The sequence below is a fragment of the Streptococcus oralis genome, assembly GCF_026782345.1.
Lineage (GTDB): Bacteria > Bacillota > Bacilli > Lactobacillales > Streptococcaceae > Streptococcus > Streptococcus oralis_CK.
The window spans coordinates 270,215-289,851 of sequence record NZ_JAKUWI010000001.1 but is presented as its reverse complement, the minus strand read 5'-3'; the positions used below and the strand labels follow the sequence as shown (position 1 = coordinate 289,851).

Here is a 19,637-nt window from a genome sequence, read left to right as displayed (position 1 = left end):
GCTTATCCATTTTTACTTTAGTTTACTAAGTGCCATTTTTGTAGAAATAAGTTTACTCAATTTATTTTTTCTCCTAAACATTATTTCTCTAGCAATGGGAAGAAAATAGTGTCTTTAAAAATAGACAATTCTAGAAATGAGTATAGAAAATTGCGCAAACGTTTGCCTAGTTCTAAACTTTATGGTAGAATAAAACACAACATTGATAAGCAAGAGGAAAAACAATGCAAAATCAGACACTTATGCAATACTTTGAATGGTATTTGCCTCACGACGGCCAACACTGGACGCGACTGACAAATGATGCAGAGCACCTAGCAAACCTTGGTATCAGCCATGTCTGGATGCCACCTGCCTTCAAGGCAACCAACGAAAAAGATGTCGGCTATGGTGTTTACGATCTTTTTGACCTAGGTGAATTTCACCAAAAAGGGACTGTCCGTACCAAGTATGGGTTTAAAGAAGACTATCTTCAAGCCATTCAAGCCCTAAAGGCTCAGGGAATTCGACCTATGGCCGATGTGGTGCTCAATCACAAGGCTGCAGCCGATCACATGGAATCCTTTCAGGTTATTGAAGTGGATCCTGAGGATCGTACCGTTCAACTAAGCGAGCCCTTCACTATCAATGGCTGGACTAGTTTTACCTTCGATGGTCGCCAAGATACCTACAATGACTTCCACTGGCACTGGTACCACTTCACAGGTACTGACTATGATGCAAAGCGCCGTAAGTCTGGCATTTATCTGATTCAAGGGGACAATAAGGGCTGGGCCAACGAGGAATTGGTCGATAACGAAAACGGTAACTACGACTACCTCATGTATGCTGACCTAGACTTTAAGCATCCCGAAGTCATCCAAAACATCTATGACTGGGCTGACTGGTTCATGGAAACGACTGGTGTTGCTGGTTTCCGCTTGGATGCCGTTAAGCACATTGACTCTTTCTTCATGCGCAATTTTATCCGTGATATGAAGGAAAAATACGGTGAGGATTTCTATGTTTTTGGTGAATTTTGGAACCCAGAGAAGGATGCCAATCTAGACTATCTTGAAAAAACGGAAGAACGCTTTGACCTTGTCGATGTTCGTCTCCACCAAAACCTCTTTGAAGCCAGTCGGGCTGGAGCAAGCTATGACCTTCGTAACATTTTCACAAATAGCTTGGTTGAACTCAAGCCTGACAAGGCTGTCACTTTCGTTGACAATCATGATACCCAACGAGGACAGGCCCTTGAGTCTACTGTTGAAGAATGGTTCAAACCAGCAGCCTATGCCCTTATTCTATTACGCCAAGATGGGCTTCCATGTGTCTTTTACGGAGATTATTACGGTATTTCAGGGCAATTTGCTCAACAAGATTTCAGAGAAGTTCTTGACCGTCTCCTAGCCATCCGCAAAGACAGAGCCTATGGAGAGCAAACAGACTACTTTGATGATGCCAACTGTATCGGATGGGTACGCTCAGGCGCTGAAAATCAATCCCCAATCGCAGTCCTTATCTCAAACGACCAAGAAAACAGCAAATCCATGTTTGTTGGTCAAGAATGGGCTAACCAAACCTTTGTAGATTTACTTGGAAATCACCAAGACCTAGTCACAATTGATGCTGACGGTTATGGAGATTTTCCAGTAGCAGCGGGTTCAGTCAGTGTCTGGGCGGCAAAATAAACCTATCAGTTACAAGTCAAATCCAACCGGATTTGGCTTTTTTGTATGCACAAAAAGACCTACCCAAATGGATAGATCTTTATTGTCTTACAATTTACCTGCTACTGCATCCAAGAGTTCTTGGATTTTCGCTTGGTTGCTTCCTCCTGCCATGGCCATGTCTGGTTTACCACCACCACGTCCATCGACGATTGGAGCCAATTCTTTGATCAGGTTTCCTGCGTGTACATCTTTAGTCTTGCTTGCTACGAGGACATTGACCTTGTCACCAATAGCGGCAACTAGGACAAGCACATCAGAGTAGTCTTTTTGTTTCCAGTTATCCGCAAAGGTACGAAGGGCACCTGAATCTGAAACAGAAACTTGGCTTGCAATGTAACGGTGGCCATTAACTTCCTTCACGTCCTTGAAGACATCACCCGCCGCTGCAGCTGCTACTTTTTCCTTCAATTCTGCATTTTCTTTTTGCAATTGACGGAGTTGCTCTTGAAGTCCTTCTACTTTATGAGGTACTTCCTTGAGTTGAGGTGCTTTCAAGGTTGCAGCAACAGCTTTAAGGGCATCTTCTTGTTCACGATAGGCTTCAAAGGCTTCCTTACCAGTTACTGCCAAGATACGACGAGTTCCTGATCCAATCCCTTCTTCTTTAACAATCTTGAAGAGTCCAATCTCAGAAGTATTGCCAACGTGAGTTCCACCACAAAGTTCCACTGAGTAGTCACCAATCGTAACAACACGAACTTCTTTACCGTATTTCTCACCAAAGAGGGCCATAGCTCCCATTTCTTTAGCAGTGTCAATATCTGTCTCAACAGTTTCTACTGCAATTGCTTCCCAGATTTTCTCATTGACCTGTTGTTCAATAGCACGCAATTCTTCTGGAGTCACGGCTTGGAAGTGAGTGAAGTCAAAACGAAGGAATTCGACTTCGTTCAGAGATCCTGCTTGTGTCGCATGGTGACCAAGGATATTGTGAAGGGCAGCGTGAAGCAAGTGAGTCGCAGTGTGATTTTTCATGACACGGTGACGACGATTGCTGTCGATGGCCAAGGTGTATTCTTGGTTCAAAGCAAGCGGAGCAAGAACTTCAACAGTATGAAGAGCTTGTCCGTTTGGTGCTTTTTGAACATCTGTTACAGTAGCCACAACCTTACCTGACTCGTCCAATATTTGACCGTGGTCAGCTACCTGTCCACCCATTTCAGCGTAGAATGGAGTCTCTGCAAAGATGAGAGAGGCAGTTCCTTCTGAAACAGCTTCGACTTCAGCATTGTCAGCTACAATAGCCACCAACTTAGAAGGCAATTGGCTGGCATTGTAGTTGAAGACACTTTCCACTGTAATGTTTTGGAGGGTTTCATTTTGCATTCCCATTGAGCCACCCTTAACAGCAGATGCACGCGCACGCTCTTGCTGCTCTTTCATGGCTGCTTCAAAACCTTCACGGTCTACAGTCATACCAGCTTCTTCAGCGATTTCTTCTGTCAATTCCACTGGGAATCCATAAGTATCGTAGAGTTTGAAAACATCTGAACCAGCAATGACCGTTTGACCTTTTTCTTTCAAGTCTGCTACGATAGTTTCTGCAAAGTGTTGACCTGAGTGAAGGGTACGAGCAAATGACTCTTCTTCGCTCTTGACAATCTTTTCGATAAAGTCACGTTTTTCAAGCACTTCTGGGTAGTAGCTTTCCATGATTTTTCCAACAGTTGGAACGAGTTTGTAAAGGAAAGGCTCGTCGATACCCAATTTTTGGCCATGCATTGAAGCACGACGAAGAAGACGACGAAGTACATAACCACGACCTTCATTTCCTGGAAGAGCGCCATCACCGATGGCAAATGAAAGGGAACGGATGTGGTCAGCGATGACCTTGAAGCTCATGTTGTCGCCATCTTGGTCATAGACCTTACCAGACAATTTCTCAACTTCACGGATAATCGGCATAAAGAGATCCGTTTCAAAGTTTGTCTTAGCCCCTTGAATAACCGCCACCAAACGCTCCAAACCAGCTCCCGTATCAATGTTCTTGTGCGGTAATTCCTTGTACTCGCTACGAGGAACAGCAGGGTCTGCGTTAAATTGTGACAAAACGATGTTCCAGATTTCGATGTAACGGTCATTTTCGATATCTTCTGCAAGAAGACGAATACCGATATTTTCTGGATCAAAGGCTTCTCCACGGTCAAAGAAGATCTCTGTATCTGGTCCAGAAGGTCCAGCACCGATTTCCCAGAAATTATCCTCGATTGGGATCAAGTGACTTGGATCTACACCAACAGCAATCCAACGATTGTATGAATCTTTGTCATCAGGGTAATAGGTCATGTAGAGTTTTTCAGCTGGAAAATCAAACCATTCTGGGCTTGTCAAAAGCTCATAAGCCCAAGTGATAGCTTCATCACGGAAGTAATCCCCGATAGAGAAGTTCCCCAACATTTCAAACATAGTATGGTGACGCGCAGTTTTTCCGACATTTTCGATGTCGTTGGTACGGATAGCCTTTTGCGCATTGGTGATACGTGGATTTTCAGGTTTGATAGTCCCGTCAAAGTATTTCTTAAGAGTTGCCACTCCTGAGTTGATCCACAAAAGAGTTGGGTCGTTTACTGGAACCAAACTCACTGATGGTTCTACAGAGTGACCTTTGCTTGCCCAGAAGTCAAGCCACATTTGGCGAACTTGAGCACTAGATAGTTGTTTCATAATATCTCCTTATTTACTTATTTAATTTGATTGGCTTTCCAGCATTTCCACATAGTCAATCGCGACACAAAGGGAAATGACTAGGTCTGCATAAGAGTCTTCATAGACGGTTACGTTGTAAGTCGATGTTAAATGGAAAATCTCTTTCCTAATCTCGGCGACAAGCTGATCACGATCATCTAGTAATTTGAAATTCAAATCCCAGATATTGCCTTCAATACGAAGACCGAGGTTGTCAAATTCATACTTATCTCGCCAGAAGGTCAACTTCTTACGAATGACGAAATTTGACCCGTCCCGTAACTGGATATTAAAGCGAGGAAGTAAGGTGAAAAATTCTTTACTGATCTCACTGACTTGCTCACCATAGGCGTCATAGATGGTAAAGGTCTTAGGAATTTGGAAGAAAGATCCCTCCACCTGATAGTTTACCACTCCTCTATCATCCTTGATATCAAAGCGTTCGCCCCCAAGACGAAACTTTTGTTTCACGAGAAATGTCTTCATAAACACCTCCAAAAATCAAAAGACAAGCTCACATCACGAAGGGCGAAAAACCGCGGTACCACCTTCATTCAATGAACTTGTCATTCTCTTATTCTTATGCAATTGTCTGATTGAGTAGCATGATTTCCTAGCTTAGATGGCTCGCAGCACCGCCATTTCTCTGGACTAAGATGACTGAAAATCAATTCTCAACTTTATTATTATATCGTTTTTGGAGAGGTTCGTCAAGGTTAATGCCCAACTCATTTCTTTAGAAGTTTCCCAAATATTATATAGGCGATAACCCACAAGAAACTTCCAACCAATAAGAATTGACCTAAAACAATGAGATAATCCAAAATTGAGACCAACTTATACCATCCACTAAATAGAAGACAGGGAAGAACAGTAAAAAGCATAATGATAAAATGTATAATAGATTGTTTAAATAGCGACCATTTTTCAATTTCATAAATTACCGAGGCTGATGCTATCGAGGTAGCAATAATACCAACCAAAAATGTACTTTTAACCTGAAAAATATCAATCCCTTGAAGTCTTATAAAAATTGCTAAACTGGTCATAATGACAAAAGGAATAATTCCTCTAAAAATAGCTTTTTTAATCATAACTACTACCTCAATCATAAGCTAAAATACCTTTAACTCTATCGAAATTATAGCATAATTAAGTATATTTTTCTACTAATTCATGATCTATTTTAATAAATAACCTAGCCATAAAATGGTTAATTTTTTATGGCTAGGTTTTATTTTTTTGTCTGATTGAAATTATTTCCGATAGTAGATAAGCTCCTATTTCCGGTACATTTTAAACTGTAGGAAGAGGTCGCTATATTTGCCTGTCCATTTATGGTCAAATTTCTCATAAACTTCTAGGTTTTTCATAGTATCAGCGTCTGGATAGAAGGATTTGTCTTCTTTGGTCTCCTCTGGGAGCAGTTCCTTGGCTGTGTTATTTGGTGTTGCATAGCCGACATATTCTGCATTTTTAAGAGCATTTTCGGGTTTCAACATAAAGTTGATAAAGGCATAGGCGGCATCTTTATTTTTCACGGTTTTGGGAATGACCATATTGTCAAACCAAAGGTTGCTGGCCTCTGTCGGAACGACATACTTGAGATTAGGATTTTTCTCCAACATCTGGCTAGCTTCCCCAGAGAAGGTCACGCCGATAGCCGCATTGTTCTGGATCATGTAGCCCTTCATCTCATCCGCCACAATGGCCTTAATATTTGGAGTCAGTTTGTAGAGCTTGTCTACCGTTTCTTCCAACTGCTGAGGATCCTTTGAGTTGAGGCTGTAACCAAGTGAGTTAAGTCCGAGTCCCAGCACCTCGCGCGCTCCATCAAAGAGCATGATGGAATCCTTATACTCTGGCTTCCAGAGGTCATCCCAATGCTCAGGCGCCTCATCTACCATGGTTTCATTGTAGACAATTCCCAAGGTTCCCCAGAAGTACGGGATGGAGAATTTGTTGCCCGGGTCAAATGACTGGTTGAGGAACTCTGGTCCGATATTTTCGATTCCTTCAATTTTTGAATAATCGAGTGGTACCAAGAGGTCTTCGTCCTTCATCTTGTTGATCATGTACTCACTTGGGATAGCGATATCGTAGGTTGTTCCACCCTGCTTGATCTTGGTATACATGGCTTCGTTGGAATCAAATGTTTCGTACTGGACTTGGATCCCTGTTTCTTCTGTGAATTGCTCCAAGAGTTCGGGATCAATGTAGTCGCCCCAGTTGTAGATAACCAATTTCTGACTATCTCGACTGTTGATTTTACTATCTAGATGATGAGCAACTCCCCACAAGACAAGGATAATCGCTGCAATTCCTGCTAAAAATGAATAGAGTTTTTTCATGCTTGCTCCTCCTTCTCACGTGAGATAAAGTAATAACCTACAACTAGGATAATACTAAAGAGAAAGACAAGGGCAGATAGGGCATTGATTTCTAGAGAAATCCCCTTCCGAGCCCGAGAGTAAATCTCGACTGACAGGGTTGAAAAGCCATTTCCCGTTACAAAGAAGGTCACAGCAAAGTCATCCAGCGAATAGGTGAAGGCCATGAAATAACCTGCAATGATAGACGGTGTCAGGTACGGAAGCATGATTTCCTTGAACATCTGAAACTGGCTGGCACCTAGGTCATAAGCCGCGTGAATCATATCACCATTCATTTCCTTGAGACGAGGCAAGACCATCAAGACCACTATTGGGATGGAAAAGGCCACGTGACTAGATAGAACCGTCAAAAAGCCAAGTGAAAACTTCAGCTGGGTAAAGAGAATCAAGAAGCTGGCACCAATCATAACATCAGGCGCAACCATGAGGATATTATTGAGCGATAGAAAGGCTTCTTGGTATTTCTTACGAGACTGATAGATATAAATGGCACCGAAAGTCCCAATAATGGTCGCAATCAAGGCTGATAGAAAGGCCAAGAAAAAGGTTTGGGTGAGGATCAACATAAGGCGACCATCACCAAACATGGTTTCAAAATGGCTCAAGCTAAAGCCTGTAAAGCTATTCATATCATCGCCAGCATTAAAGGCATAGCCAATCAAGTAAAAAATTGGCAAATAGAGGATGATAAAGACAAAGGCTAGGTAGAGATTGGCAAATTTTTTCATCGTTCTCTCCTTTCCTTGGTCACCCACATGGTGATGAACATGGTCAGGATGAGGATCACACCGATGGTAGAACCCATACCGTAGTTGTCATTGGTCAGGAAGTTCTGCTCAATAGCCGTTCCCAGCGTGATAACCCGGTTCCCCCCAATCAAACGTGTCAACATAAAAAGACTCAAACTAGGGATAAAGACAGATTGAACCCCACTTCTCACACCGTTCATAGAAAGAGGGAAGATAACATGGCGGAAAGTTTCCCACTTGGTCGCACCGAGGTCGTAGCTGGCATTGATAAGATTGTTATCCATATCATCCAAGACATTGAAAATCGGCAAAATCATAAAAGGAAGCTCGATGTAGCTTGCGACAAAGATGAAGGAGAAATCAGTAAAGAGCAACTGCTGCGAACCGATTCCGATGAATTCCAAAAATTGGTTAATAGAGCCATTTTGACCAAAAATCCCGATAAAGGCATAGGTCTTGAGGAGCAAATTGATCCATGTTGGAAGGATAATCATCATGAGCCAGAGTTGACGGTGCTTGAGACGGGTCAAAAAGAGAGCTGTTGGATAGCTGATGAGAAGCGTCACCATGGTCACAATCCCCGCATAGAGTACAGAGTTGAAGCTCATTTTGAGATAGGTCAAGTTTTGTGACGCAAAGTAGGATTTATAGTTTTCTAAACTAAACTGCCCTTCAATGTTGAAAAAGGATTGGCCGAAAATCAAGACCAAGGGTGCGAGAACAAAGAGGGCAATCCAGAGCATATAGGGCACTACAAAGAGTTTAGAGGTTGTTTTCTTCATCTCTTTCCTCCTCAATTGCGTTAATCAGACCTGCTTCTTGCTCTTCGATTTCTACGTACTCCTCGATACGTGCATCGAACTCTTCTTCAGTTTCGTTGAGACGCATGATGTGGATGTCTTCTGGTTCAAAGTCCAGACCGATTTCCTCACCAACGATGGCCTTACGAGTTGAGTGGATCATCCATTCATTTCCAAGTTCGTCATAGGCGATAATCTCGTAGTGAACCCCACGGAAAAGTTGAGTATCCACCTTAACTTGGAGCTTGCCTTCTTCAGGAAGAGTAATACGCAAGTCCTCTGGACGAATAACGACCTCAACAGGTTCATTTGGCTTCATCCCACCATCGACCGCTTCAAAACGTTTGCCGTTAAACTCGACCAAGTAGTCCTCAATCATGGTTCCCGGCAAGATGTTGGACTCGCCGATAAAGGTAGCAACAAAGTGGTTGATTGGCTCATCGTAGATGTCCACAGGCGTTCCAGACTGAACAATCTCGCCATCATTCATAACAAAAATCCAGTCACTCATGGCAAGGGCTTCTTCCTGATCGTGAGTGACAAATACGAAGGTAATTCCCAATCGTTGTTGCAATTCACGCAGTTCGTACTGCATGTCTGTTCGCAATTTCAAGTCCAGCGCTGACAAAGGCTCGTCCAGCAAGACCACACGGGGTTGGTTGATGATGGCACGGGCAATGGCCACACGCTGACGTTGTCCTCCAGAGAGTTTACGGATAGAACGTTTTTCATAACCTTCCAACTGAACCATCTTGAGAACTTCTGCTACGCGTTGTTCGATTTCTTTCTTGTCGATTTTACGCAAGCGGAGGGGAAAGGCAACATTTTCAAACACATTCATATGTGGAAACAAGGCATAGGATTGAAAGACGGTATGAACATCACGTTTATTGGTTGGGATATCATTGATCCGCACCCCATCCAGTAAAATATCCCCTGTCGTCGCATCCAGTAAACCTGCAATGATGTTTAGGATGGTTGATTTCCCTGAACCAGATGCGCCTAAAAGAGTGTAAAACTTCCCTTCTTCCAACTCAAAGTTGATGTCTTTGAGAACCTTGGTATTGCTGTCTTCAAAAACTTTAGAGACGTTTTTGAATTCAATAATTGGTTTTTTCAATTGTCATAAATTCCTTCTTTTTCATAAATTAACAGATCAGGGCTCTGTCAGGCCACTACTACCTCGTGTAGGAGATTGAACTGCCTACATGCATCTTCGCTAACGATAGGCTTTCACCCCCTTTCCATTGACATAGTAGCAGCTTTTCTGCCTAAATTTTATTCTTTCTCACCCAAGATTCGGACTTCTCTCTCAAGGGTGACACCTGAGTGTTCCTTGACTTTTTCAATAACAGATTGGATCAAATCCTCGTAGTCTTTCGCCGTTCCGTCAGCAACATTAATCATAAATCCTGCGTGTTTCTCAGATACTTCAACACCACCGATACGATAGCCCTTCAAGCCAGCCTCTGAAATCAACTGACCTGCAAAATGACCAACAGGACGCTTAAAGACCGAACCACAAGATGGGTATTCTAGAGGTTGTTTGAGTTCACGTAGGTGCGTCAAGCGATCCATTTCTTGCTTGATAATCTGATGATTCCCTGGAGATAGGGCAAATTTAGCTGACAAAACAACAGCTCCAGAATCTTGAACAGCTGAATGACGGTAACCAAAAGCCAATTCCTTGGCAGATAAGGTCTCGATTTCCCCTTCCTTGGTCAAAACTTGACAAGACTGCAAGATATGAGCAATCTCTCCTCCATAGGCACCAGCATTCATAAAGACTGCTCCACCGACGCTCCCTGGAATGCCACAGGCAAACTCGAAACCAGTCAAACTATGACGAAGGGCAATACGTGTCGTTTCAATCAAGTTAGCACCAGCTTCTGCTTCAATGGTATAGCCATCAACTGAAACGTTATTGAGCTTGTCACACAAGATGACAAATCCACGAATTCCACCGTCACGAACGATAATATTGCTGGCATTCCCTAGCACCATCCAAGGAATATTCTCTTGATTGGCGAATTGAACGACACGCGCCATCTCATAGCGATTGCGTGGTAAAACCAGATAATCCGCTCGTCCCCCTACCTTAGTGTAGGTATAGAGCTTCAAGGGTTCCTTAAAACGAATATCAATTCCTTCTAATTGTTCTTGTATTCTAGTTACTAATGTCATATCTCTCATCCTTCTGTAAAGTGATTTCATTATACCATTTTTAAAGATTTTTGACGACTGGAAATTTCTGTATCCAATCTTCACATAAAAAAAGAGGTCACCCCTCTTTTTATGATTTTTTCCAAAATGTAGATTTTGTTAGCCAGACAAGAGCTATAAGTTCTGCGAGAAGAATGAACTCAACTAAAAGTGGATTTGTAATCCATCCCACTTGAGATAGAGCTGGAGCTAAGTCAAACAAAGCATGCAAGCCATAGGCAGCAACGAGATAGATCCATTTCTTTTGGATGACACTTTGGTAAACCCAGACAGTAAGGCTAATTTGAAGAACCAGAGCAAGGACACGCTCAACCCCTAGTAGATAGACCTGCCATGCTGATAGAGACTGAACTGTTTCTAATGTACTCTTTGTAAGAAGATTCGCCGCATCAGAGTTTGAAGATTGTAGGAGTGAAAAGAGGATCAAAAGGCTAATCAAACTTCCCATTCCGAGGTAGAGCATCTCCAAACCTCCATGTCCTAAACCATAAGCCAAAGCATCTCTATCTTCCAGCTTTCTCTTTTTCTCCAACCATTTAAAAAAGATAAAACGGGCAGTCTCTTCAAAGAGGGCTGCCATAGCGATCCCATAAAGGACGTATAAGAAAGGATGCTCCTGCGCGAGTAAAATGGTTCCGTCTTTTTGCGGATGAAGTACCAGAAGGTGAACCATCTTCTCTAACACTTGAGAAGAAACAAAAAATGCAATTGCCCCTAAGCCCATCACTGCAAGAGAGATTTTAAACCGTTTTTTGGCATACCAAGTTCCACTTACTAGGACTAATACCAAAGCGATCATAGTAAGGATAATATGTAGTGTCATCTTCTTCTCCTATTCTGACTTATCAATATCTTTCTTCATCTCGTCAACGTTAAATTTGGCAAATAAATACTGGCGATCTTGGACTGGAAAACGTTGGTCCAACTGGTCGACTGCCCCAACCTCGATCATTCCTTCTTTGATAACAAAGTCCATCACATGCCCACCAAAGGTCAAGTCATCTGAGATAAAATGCAAATGGTAGCCTGCCACACTGACCCCATGGAAAATCTCCGGTGTCCAAAATCCAACAATGGTTCCCGATACATTTTCACGGCTATATTCAGGTTGGTGAGTCGCGACATCAGCAAACTTGGTATCAGGTGTGGATTTGGGAATCATCCGTACGTGCATTTGTGAAAATTCGCCATGAATCTTGATGGAACGAAAAAGATTTTCCCCATCATAGTAGGACTCAATTCGCTTTTCCAATTCCTTATCTGTCATCTCAAAACGCTGACGAAAAATCACTTCTGCCTGATGAGGAACCACTGCTGCATAGGGAATAAGAGCATCTGCTGCGACTTCAACGATTTCAGGCGTTTGACCAGATCCCTTGGCTTGATATGCCTTGCCATCAAGGACAATCAACTCCCCATCAATCGAATCCAAAGTTCCCAAGCCGAGGTCACCATGTTCCAGTAATTCTCCTACGGTCATGGTTCCACCATAGAGACCTGCCATTAGGGCACCTAAAGTATTGTATTGAAATAATTTTACCGGTTCCTGCACTTTTCTACCATTCTCTTTCTTATCTTTTATTCAATGAATCATCATACTTTCTAAGTATACCACATTTGCTCCTAGTTGTGAAAGGGGGAATGCTTTTCCTATTGCAAAGGAGGCAAAAAAAAGGTACAATGTAACAAAATCAACGGAGGTCTGGAATGAAGAAAGAAAGTAAATACCAAGCAGTCGTTTCCTTTCTCAAAAAAGGAATCGAATCAGGAAAATTCCCAACAGGTAGCCGACTTCCCTCTATCCGTCAACTGAGCCAAGACTTCCACTGTAGCAAGGACACTATCCAACGAGCCCTACTGGAATTACGCCATGAACAATACCTCTATGCCAAACCCCAAAGTGGCTACTATGTTCTGGAGCAAGGACAGCACCAAGACTTGAAAATCGAAGTCACTGACGAACACGCTAGTGCCTATGATGACTTCCGACTCTGTGTCAATGAAACCCTGATAGGCCGAGAAAACTACCTCTTCAACTATTATGACAACCAAGAAGGCCTTGAGGAACTGAGACAATCTGTCCATCAACTTCTTTTCAACCAAGCCCTCTACTGCAAACCCGACCAACTGGTTCTAACATCTGGTACCCAGCAAGCTCTCTTTATCCTTTCTCAGATCAACTTTCCGAGAGAGGGAGCGGAGATTTTGGTCGAACAGCCGACTTACCACCGAATGAACCGCCTCTTAGTCGCTCAGGGATTGGCCTACCAGACCATTGAACGCCGTATTGATGGCATTGACCTTGAAGAACTGGAAGAACAGTTCAAATCTGGGAAAATCAAGTTTTTCTATACCATTCCTCGCTTCCACTATCCCCTAGGTCATTCCTATTCTGATCAGGAAAAAAGGGATATTCTGGATCTAGCAAACCAGTATGGTGTTTACATCGTAGAGGATGACTATCTAGGAGATTTAGACCCTAAAAAAGGGCAGACCTTCCACTATCTGGATACAGAGGATCGGGTCATTTATATCAAGTCCTTCTCAACCAGCCTCTTTCCAGCCCTTCGTATCACCGCTCTCATTCTCCCAAATGCCCTAAAAGAGGCTTTTGTTTCCTACAAAAATATCCTGGACTATGACAGCAATCTCATCATGCAAAAGGCGCTCTCTCTTTACATCGACAGTCAGTTATTTGAAAAAAATCGACTGGCCAGACTGACCCTTCAAGAGAACTATCAGGCTCAGATAAAGAACGTGCTTGAAGAAAACACCTGCCCCTTGCCCCACTATCCTCTACACGATGGCCTTCTGCTTGATTTGAGACACTATCCTAAGATTGCCAGTTTGAAACACAGCTCACTCAAACTAGACTTTTTTGAGAAAGCTTATTTGGAAGCCTGTCCTTATCAGTTCGCCAAAGTCTCTCTCGAAAATCTAGAAGAGTTATTAGAATACATAAAAGCAGAATTGGATTAAAGTCCAACTCTGCTCTTTTCTTATTGTTCAACTTCTGTTAGTTTCGCTGCTTTTTCCAGATAGCTTTGATAGGTTCCGTCATCTTTCAGTTTTTGGATAACCTTATCGACTACTGCTTTCAAGTCTGATTGATTCTTCTTGATAGCAACAGCATTGGCTTCGCCATCTTTCATCGTCAAATTAACAGTTGCAACGGCAAGATCTGAGTTTTTACCTGCGTAGCTAAGAGCAACTGGTTCATCCATATGAACAGCATCCACTTTTCCAGCTTGCAATTCATTAACTGCTTCCCCCATATTGGTCAAGGATGTCAACTGGGCATTTGGCAATTGTTCCTTCACCATGGTTTCTGGAACGGTCCCCTTTTGAGCTGCGATATTCGCACTTGCGAGGCTTGAAAGATCCTTGTACTTATCTAAATCGGCTTTTCTAACCAAGAAACTCATCTTGTTTTCATAGTAAGGGATTGAAAAGTCAAAGACTTCCTTTCTCTCATCTGTGGCACTAATTCCCGCAATGGCTAAGTCAGCCTTTCCAGTTTGAAGGCTGGTCAAAACATTGTCAAAACTCATGCTAGAGATTTCAAGTTTAACCCCAAGCTCATCTGCAATCGCTTGAGCCATATCAATATCTGCCCCAACCACTTGGTTTTTACCATCTACCAAGGATTGGAATTCAAATGGTGCATAGTCTGGGCTGGTCGCAACGACTAGCTTTCCTTTTTGTCTGATAGCGTCCACAGCAGACTGGGAACTATCCGTACTGGATTGACAAGCTACTAAAATCACGCTAGCAAGCATGCTACACACAACTAATATCCATTTCTTAAATTTCATAAATAAACGACCTTTCTGTTATTTCTGAATAATTATAACTCTTTTAAAAATAGTTGTCAACCCTTTTAGATATTTTGAATGTAAAATAATTCTTTTTCATAAAAAGAAGACTGATTTATCACAATCAGCCTTTTATTCTGTATATTTAAACCGTTTCTTATAGTTCGACAATCTTCCCTGTTTCAAAGTAAACAACCCATTCACAAATATTTTTAGCGTAGTCTCCGATACGTTCTAAGAAGGAAATGACCTGGAAGTAATCACGGCCTGTAACGATGGCTTCAGGATGTTTCTTAATTTCTTCTGTAGCCAAATCACGAATGCTATCAAAGTAATGGTTGATTTTTTCGTCCATCGCTGCTACTTCGTAGGCTTGATCCACCGAACCGTTCAGATAGAGATCTAAAGCCGCTTCGACGAAGTTTTTCACATCGCGTCCCATCTTTTTGATCTCTTCTTCAACTGCAGGAATGCGTTGTTCCCCCTTCATACGAATAGTTGCTTTTGCGATTGACACTGCATGGTCTCCCATGCGTTCCAGGTCTGATACTGCCTTAAGAACGGTCAATACAGTACGGAGGTCTTGAGAAACAGGTTGTTGAAGCGCGATCATTTCAAAGGATTTCTTTTCGAGTTTCACTTCATATCCATTTACTTCTACATCTTCCTCAATAACTTCTTTTGCCAAATCACGGTCATGTGTGACAAAGGCACGCACTGTACGATTGATTTGTGAGAGCACTTCTTGTCCCATGGCATAGAACTGGTTGTGCAATTTCTCCAAATCTTCTTCAAATTGAGATCGTAACATCATTCAACTCCTTATCCAAATTTTCCTGTAATATAATCTTCTGTTTCCTTGTTTTGTGGGTCTAGGAACATCTTCTTCGTATCGTTAAACTCAATCAAATCCCCATCTAGGAAAAATCCTGTTTTATCAGAGATACGAGAGGCCTGTTGCATCGAACGTGTTACCAAGAGCATGGTGTATTTATCTTTCAGACCATACAAGGTTTCCTCAATCTTACCAGCCGAGATAGGATCCAAAGCTGAAGTCGGTTCATCCAAGAGAATAATCTTGGGACTGGTTGCTAAGACACGGGCAACACAAACACGTTGCTGTTGGCCACCTGAGAGACCAATGGCTGAATCATGCAAGCGATCCTTGACCTCATCCCAAATAGAAGCGCGTTGCAAGGCTTTTTCCACCGCTTCATCCAAAACATGTTTATCCCTGACTCCATTGATACGTAAGCCGTAGACAACATTTTCATAGATAGACATAGGGAAGGGATTGGGCTGTTGAAAAACCATACCGATTTCCTTACGCAATTCAACCGTATCGGTACGTGGACTGTAGATATTGTGGCCATTATAAATCACTGTTCCAGTTGTTGTCACCTCAGGATTTAGATCGCCCATGCGGTTGATGGCTTTGAGCAGGGTGGACTTTCCTGATCCAGAAGGACCAATCAAGGCGGTTATTTCCTTAGGTTGGAAAGAAAGGGAAACACTATTCAAAGCCTTCTTTTTATTGTAATAAACGGACAGGTCTTTAACCTGCAAAATCGGTTCTGTCATACTGCTTCCTTTCTAACCAAAGTGTCCCGTTACATAGTCATTGGTTGACTGTAACTTAGCATTTTGGAAAATATTGGATGTCTTATCATACTCAATCAAATCACCTAAGTAGAAAAATCCTGTGTAGTCACTTGCACGCGCAGCCTGTTGCATACTGTGGGTAACGATGATGATGGTAAAGTCCTTCTTCAATTCCAACATGGTTTCTTCCAGTTGGGCTGTCGCAATCGGATCCAAGGCTGACGCCGGTTCATCCATCAAGAGGATATCTGGCTTGACAGAGATGGCGCGAGCGATACAGAGACGTTGTTGTTGTCCACCAGAAAGCATCAAGGCTGATTTGTGGAGGTCGTCTTTGACCTGATCCCAAAGGGCAGCCTGTCTTAGAGAGGTTTCTACAATTTCATCAAGTACTTTCTTGTCCTTAACACCTGCACGTTCATGAGCAAAAGTGATGTTGCGGTAAATAGACTTGGCAAATGGATTTGGACGTTGGAAGACCATTCCGATATGCTTGCGCATCTCATAGACATTGATTTCTGGACGGTTGACGTCAATCCCTCGGTAGAGGATTTGACCTGTTACCTTGGCAATATCAATGGTATCATTCATCCGATTGAGACTGCGAAGATAAGTAGATTTCCCTGATCCAGAAGGACCAATCAAGGCTGTAATTTTATTTTTTTCAAATTGCATATCGATGCCCTTGATGGATTCATTTTTACCATAGTAAACATGTAAATCCTTGGTAGAGAGGGCCACTTTTTCTTCAGGGAAGGTGATGATATGCTTTTCATCCCAGTTATATTTTGACATGGCTTCTCCTTTAGGCAGCGGTTAATTTCTTGTGTAAATAGCTTCCGAGTTTGCGTGCTCCAAAGTTAAAAATCAAGATAAAGATGAGGAGCACTGCGGCAGAACCAGCAGATACAATGGTAGCATCAGGAATGGTTCCCTCGCTATTGACTTTCCAGATGTGGACAGCCAAAGTTTCTGCTTGTCGGAAGATTGAGATAGGACTGGTAACACTGAGGATATTCCAGTTAGACCAGTCTAGGGCTGGAGCGGATTGTCCTGCCGTATAGATAAGAGCGGCGGCCTCACCAAAGATACGGCCAGATGCCAAGACAACACCCGTTACGATACCTGGAAGGGCTTCTGGAATGACAACATGAACTACAGTCTCCCAACGAGAAATTCCAAGAGCCAGACCAGCCTCACGTTGTGTATGGTGAACGTGTTTTAAACTGTCCTCAACATTTCGAGTCATCTGAGGGAGGTTAAAGACCGTCAAGGCCAAGGCACCTGAAATGATTGAAAATCCATACTCAAACTGGACTACAAAAATCAAGTAACCAAAGAGACCTACAACGACTGATGGTAGAGAAGACAAGATTTCAATACAGGTTCTGACAAAATTTGTCACAGGACCCTTTTTTGCATATTCAGCTAGGTAAATCCCAGCCCCCATAGACAAAGGCACAGAGATAATCAAGGTAATGACTAAAAGGAAGAAGGAATTGTAGAGCTGAATCCCGATACCCCCACCTGCTTGATAAGAGGAAGATTTCCCAGTCAAGAAGGACCAAGAGATGTGAGGTAACCCTCTCACCAAGATATAGAGAATCAAGGATGCCAAGATGGCCACGATGATACCCGCGATGGTATAGAGGACAGCTGTTGCAAGTTTATCTAATTTCTTAGCGTGCATAGTTTTTCTTTCCTCTTTCTTTCGTAATCAATTTAATCACACTGTTAAAGGCCAAACTCATCAAGAGCAATACCAAGGCCAGTGACCAGAGAACGTTATTATCAACCGTTCCCATGACGGTATTTCCGATACCCATAGTCAATACAGATGTCAAAGTCGCAGCTGGTGTTGTTAGCGAGGTTGGGATAACTGCTGAGTTTCCGACCACCATCTGAATAGCAAGGGCTTCACCAAAGGCACGTGCCATCCCAAAAACCACTGCAGTGAAAATACCTGAACGCGCTGCTTTCAAGGTCACACGCCAGATGGTTTGCCAACGAGTGGCTCCCATAGCCAAACTAGCTTCGCGGTAGTGACGAGGAACCGCACGCAAGCTATCGGTTGTCATAAAGGTTACTGTCGGTAAAATCATGACAAAAAGAACGAAAATCCCTGACAAGATCCCAAAACCAGTTCCACCAAAAACACTGCGGACAAAGGGAACTACGACCTGCAAACCGATAAATCCATAGACGACTGAAGGAATACCGACGAGAAGTTCAATGGCTGGTTGCAAAATCTTTGCACCCTTTGGTGATACTTCAGTCATAAAGACTGCAGCTCCGATAGCAAAGGGAGTTGCGATGAGGGCTGATAAAATCGTCACAATAAAGGAACCCAAAATCATTGGAAGGGCACCAAATTGTTTCCCAGAAGGATTCCAAGTTTGTCCAAAGAGGAAATCAAAGATGTTGACCCCATTGACAAAGAAGGTCGATAAGCCTTTTTGGGCTACAAAAATCAAAATCATCGCCACAATGATGACAATCAAAGAAAGGCAGGTGAAGGTCAAACCTTTACCAAACTTCTCAAGGCGAGAGTTCTTTGAAGGAGAGAGTAATTTTTTAGATAATTCTTCTTGATTCATTATTGACCTCCTTCTACTGCTGTAACGGTACCTGAAGCATCCTTTTGGACTTTCATTTCATTGATAGAGATATAGCCCATGCCCTTAACAATTCCATTTTGGGCTTCATCTGAGAGGACGAAATTCAGGAATTCAGCAGCTAACTCATTTGGCTGACCGAGTGTGTACATATGTTCATAAGACCACAAAGGCCAGTTGTTGGTCGTTACATTTTCAGACGTAGGTTCATACCCATTCAGTTTCATGCTTTTCACGGAATCATCTACATAGGCAAAGGCTAGATAAGAAATGGCTCCAGGAGTTTGGGATACAATGGACTTGACCATCCCGTTAGAATCCTGTTCTTGGCTCTGCATTGCCGATTGGCCATTCATAACGACCGTATCAAACGTCGCTCGTGAACCAGAACTTGCTGCTCGGTTGATGATTGAAATTGCCAGGTCTTTGCCCCCAACTTCTTTCCAGTTGGTCACTTCACCTGTAAAGATTTTGCGAAGTTGCTCGGTTGTGAGATTTTCAACATCCACTTCTTTGTTTACAATCACTGCAAGACCAGCCACTGCAACCTTGTGGTCTACTAGAGCCGAAGCATCGATTCCTTCTTTTTCCTCTGCAAAGACGTCAGAGTTCCCGATGTCAACTGCTCCAGACTGGACTTGGGAAAGTCCTGTACCCGATCCTCCACCTTGAACATTGACTGTTTTTCCGATGTTTCTAGAACCAAATTCATCTGCTGCTGCTTCGACAAGAGGTTGAAGAGCTGTTGAACCAACAGCTGTCATGGATTCTCCACGATCAATCCAGCTAGCACATCCTGCTAGAGAACCTGCCACCAAAAGAGCTGCAAGAGACATGACGAGCTTTTTTCTTTTTTTCACTGTTATTCTCCTTGAACATAATGATAAATGTTCTGATTTCTTCCGTTTGTCCTGATCAGCCAATTATCATCAATGATTGTCCCGCTTTATTTTTTAGACATTCTTAGGGGCGGACAATTCCATCGTATAATATAAGTAATAATAAAAGACTATCAGAAAAAACTCATAATTCCACTATAA

The 19,637-nt window shown here is 42.7% G+C and carries 19 protein-coding genes; 2 read left to right on the top strand and 17 right to left on the bottom strand.

The features are described 5' to 3' along the window. Nucleotides 1-224 precede the first annotated feature (224 nt). Nucleotides 225-1,673, top strand: a complete 1,449-nt coding sequence (locus tag MK405_RS01450) for an alpha-amylase (RefSeq protein ID WP_268704101.1) — start codon at nt 225-227, stop codon at nt 1,671-1,673. Nucleotides 1,674-1,760: 87 nt separating this feature from the next. On the opposite strand, the gene alaS is transcribed toward MK405_RS01450, so the two are convergent. The 10 genes from alaS to budA all read right to left on the bottom strand — a co-directional run bounded on the left by alaS (nt 1,761) and on the right by budA (nt 12,117). Beyond that, entirely contained in the window at nt 1,761-4,379 is a 2,619-nt protein-coding gene (alaS, locus tag MK405_RS01445; RefSeq protein WP_268704100.1) for an alanine--tRNA ligase, read from the bottom strand. 21 nt (nt 4,380-4,400) lie between these two features. Continuing rightward, nucleotides 4,401-4,886: an LURP-one-related/scramblase family protein gene (locus MK405_RS01440; RefSeq protein ID WP_045617388.1), complete on the bottom strand. Its 486-nt coding sequence runs from the start codon at nt 4,884-4,886 to the stop codon at nt 4,401-4,403. A 242-nt stretch (nt 4,887-5,128) separates the two neighbouring features. Then, entirely contained in the window at nt 5,129-5,494 is a 366-nt protein-coding gene (locus MK405_RS01435; protein WP_268704099.1) for a DUF3021 family protein, read from the bottom strand. Between the two features lie 186 nt (nt 5,495-5,680). Further along, a complete protein-coding gene (locus tag MK405_RS01430) occupies nt 5,681-6,751 on the bottom strand; it encodes an ABC transporter substrate-binding protein (RefSeq protein WP_268704098.1) in 1,071 nt (356 codons plus the stop codon). Next, nucleotides 6,748-7,521 carry an ABC transporter permease gene (locus tag MK405_RS01425; RefSeq protein WP_268704097.1) on the bottom strand — a complete coding sequence of 258 codons (774 nt, stop codon included), beginning with the start codon at nt 7,519-7,521 and terminating at the stop codon, nt 6,748-6,750. The genes MK405_RS01430 and MK405_RS01425 overlap by 4 nt, the downstream gene beginning before the upstream one ends. Continuing rightward, entirely contained in the window at nt 7,518-8,324 is an 807-nt protein-coding gene (locus tag MK405_RS01420; RefSeq protein ID WP_268704096.1) for an ABC transporter permease, read from the bottom strand. Before MK405_RS01420 ends, MK405_RS01425 begins: the two co-directional genes overlap by 4 nt. Next, nucleotides 8,305-9,462: an ABC transporter ATP-binding protein gene (locus tag MK405_RS01415; RefSeq protein ID WP_000742901.1), complete on the bottom strand. Its 1,158-nt coding sequence runs from the start codon at nt 9,460-9,462 to the stop codon at nt 8,305-8,307. The genes MK405_RS01420 and MK405_RS01415 overlap by 20 nt, the downstream gene beginning before the upstream one ends. Before the next feature lie 158 nt (nt 9,463-9,620). Further along, complete coding sequence (gene murB / locus MK405_RS01410; RefSeq protein WP_084853403.1) at nt 9,621-10,526, bottom strand: UDP-N-acetylmuramate dehydrogenase; 906 nt, start codon at nt 10,524-10,526, stop codon at nt 9,621-9,623. A 109-nt stretch (nt 10,527-10,635) separates the two neighbouring features. Then, nucleotides 10,636-11,388, bottom strand: coding sequence for a YhfC family intramembrane metalloprotease (locus MK405_RS01405; protein ID WP_268704095.1), 753 nt, complete (start codon nt 11,386-11,388; stop codon nt 10,636-10,638). Between the two features lie 9 nt (nt 11,389-11,397). After that, nucleotides 11,398-12,117: an acetolactate decarboxylase gene (budA, locus tag MK405_RS01400; RefSeq protein WP_071788318.1), complete on the bottom strand. Its 720-nt coding sequence runs from the start codon at nt 12,115-12,117 to the stop codon at nt 11,398-11,400. A 155-nt stretch (nt 12,118-12,272) separates the two neighbouring features. On the opposite strand from budA, the gene MK405_RS01395 reads away from it, so the two are divergent. Continuing rightward, a complete protein-coding gene (locus MK405_RS01395) occupies nt 12,273-13,544 on the top strand; it encodes an aminotransferase-like domain-containing protein (RefSeq protein WP_212576445.1) in 1,272 nt (423 codons plus the stop codon). 20 nt (nt 13,545-13,564) lie between these two features. On the opposite strand, the gene MK405_RS01390 is transcribed toward MK405_RS01395, so the two are convergent. From MK405_RS01390 to MK405_RS01360, 7 genes are all read right to left on the bottom strand, one after another. After that, the gene (locus MK405_RS01390; protein ID WP_084867591.1) at nt 13,565-14,380 is read right to left on the bottom strand and encodes an ABC transporter substrate-binding protein; all 816 of its coding nucleotides are present in this window, start codon (nt 14,378-14,380) and stop codon (nt 13,565-13,567) included. A gap of 157 nt (nt 14,381-14,537) precedes the next feature. Continuing rightward, nucleotides 14,538-15,191: a phosphate signaling complex protein PhoU gene (gene phoU / locus MK405_RS01385; protein ID WP_268704094.1), complete on the bottom strand. Its 654-nt coding sequence runs from the start codon at nt 15,189-15,191 to the stop codon at nt 14,538-14,540. An 11-nt stretch (nt 15,192-15,202) separates the two neighbouring features. Beyond that, nucleotides 15,203-15,961 (bottom strand): phosphate ABC transporter ATP-binding protein PstB, encoded by a 759-nt coding sequence (pstB, locus tag MK405_RS01380; protein ID WP_000138671.1) that lies wholly within the window; start codon nt 15,959-15,961, stop codon nt 15,203-15,205. A gap of 12 nt (nt 15,962-15,973) precedes the next feature. Further along, entirely contained in the window at nt 15,974-16,777 is an 804-nt protein-coding gene (gene pstB / locus MK405_RS01375; RefSeq protein ID WP_000049851.1) for a phosphate ABC transporter ATP-binding protein PstB, read from the bottom strand. A 10-nt stretch (nt 16,778-16,787) separates the two neighbouring features. Next, the gene (pstA, locus tag MK405_RS01370) at nt 16,788-17,672 is read right to left on the bottom strand and encodes a phosphate ABC transporter permease PstA (RefSeq protein ID WP_000543049.1); all 885 of its coding nucleotides are present in this window, start codon (nt 17,670-17,672) and stop codon (nt 16,788-16,790) included. Further along, a complete protein-coding gene (pstC, locus tag MK405_RS01365; protein ID WP_001070951.1) occupies nt 17,662-18,579 on the bottom strand; it encodes a phosphate ABC transporter permease subunit PstC in 918 nt (305 codons plus the stop codon). Before pstC ends, pstA begins: the two co-directional genes overlap by 11 nt. After that, nucleotides 18,579-19,457, bottom strand: coding sequence for a phosphate ABC transporter substrate-binding protein PstS (locus MK405_RS01360; protein ID WP_268704093.1), 879 nt, complete (start codon nt 19,455-19,457; stop codon nt 18,579-18,581). The genes pstC and MK405_RS01360 overlap by 1 nt, the downstream gene beginning before the upstream one ends. Nucleotides 19,458-19,637 lie beyond the last annotated feature (180 nt).

Coding starts and splice junctions, on each gene's coding strand:
- murB (WP_084853403.1), bottom strand. CDS start 10,526: ATGACATTAGTAACTAGAATACAAGAACAATTAGAAGGAATTGATATT.
- MK405_RS01405 (WP_268704095.1), bottom strand. CDS start 11,388: ATGACACTACATATTATCCTTACTATGATCGCTTTGGTATTAGTCCTA.
- MK405_RS01430 (WP_268704098.1), bottom strand. CDS start 6,751: ATGAAAAAACTCTATTCATTTTTAGCAGGAATTGCAGCGATTATCCTT.
- pstC (WP_001070951.1), bottom strand. CDS start 18,579: ATGAATCAAGAAGAATTATCTAAAAAATTACTCTCTCCTTCAAAGAAC.
- MK405_RS01395 (WP_212576445.1), top strand. CDS start 12,273: ATGAAGAAAGAAAGTAAATACCAAGCAGTCGTTTCCTTTCTCAAAAAA.
- pstB (WP_000049851.1), bottom strand. CDS start 16,777: ATGTCAAAATATAACTGGGATGAAAAGCATATCATCACCTTCCCTGAA.
- MK405_RS01435 (WP_268704099.1), bottom strand. CDS start 5,494: ATGATTAAAAAAGCTATTTTTAGAGGAATTATTCCTTTTGTCATTATG.
- MK405_RS01450 (WP_268704101.1), top strand. CDS start 225: ATGCAAAATCAGACACTTATGCAATACTTTGAATGGTATTTGCCTCAC.
- MK405_RS01390 (WP_084867591.1), bottom strand. CDS start 14,380: ATGAAATTTAAGAAATGGATATTAGTTGTGTGTAGCATGCTTGCTAGC.
- MK405_RS01420 (WP_268704096.1), bottom strand. CDS start 8,324: ATGAAGAAAACAACCTCTAAACTCTTTGTAGTGCCCTATATGCTCTGG.
- alaS (WP_268704100.1), bottom strand. CDS start 4,379: ATGAAACAACTATCTAGTGCTCAAGTTCGCCAAATGTGGCTTGACTTC.
- pstB (WP_000138671.1), bottom strand. CDS start 15,961: ATGACAGAACCGATTTTGCAGGTTAAAGACCTGTCCGTTTATTACAAT.
- phoU (WP_268704094.1), bottom strand. CDS start 15,191: ATGTTACGATCTCAATTTGAAGAAGATTTGGAGAAATTGCACAACCAG.
- MK405_RS01425 (WP_268704097.1), bottom strand. CDS start 7,521: ATGAAAAAATTTGCCAATCTCTACCTAGCCTTTGTCTTTATCATCCTC.
- pstA (WP_000543049.1), bottom strand. CDS start 17,672: ATGCACGCTAAGAAATTAGATAAACTTGCAACAGCTGTCCTCTATACC.
- MK405_RS01440 (WP_045617388.1), bottom strand. CDS start 4,886: ATGAAGACATTTCTCGTGAAACAAAAGTTTCGTCTTGGGGGCGAACGC.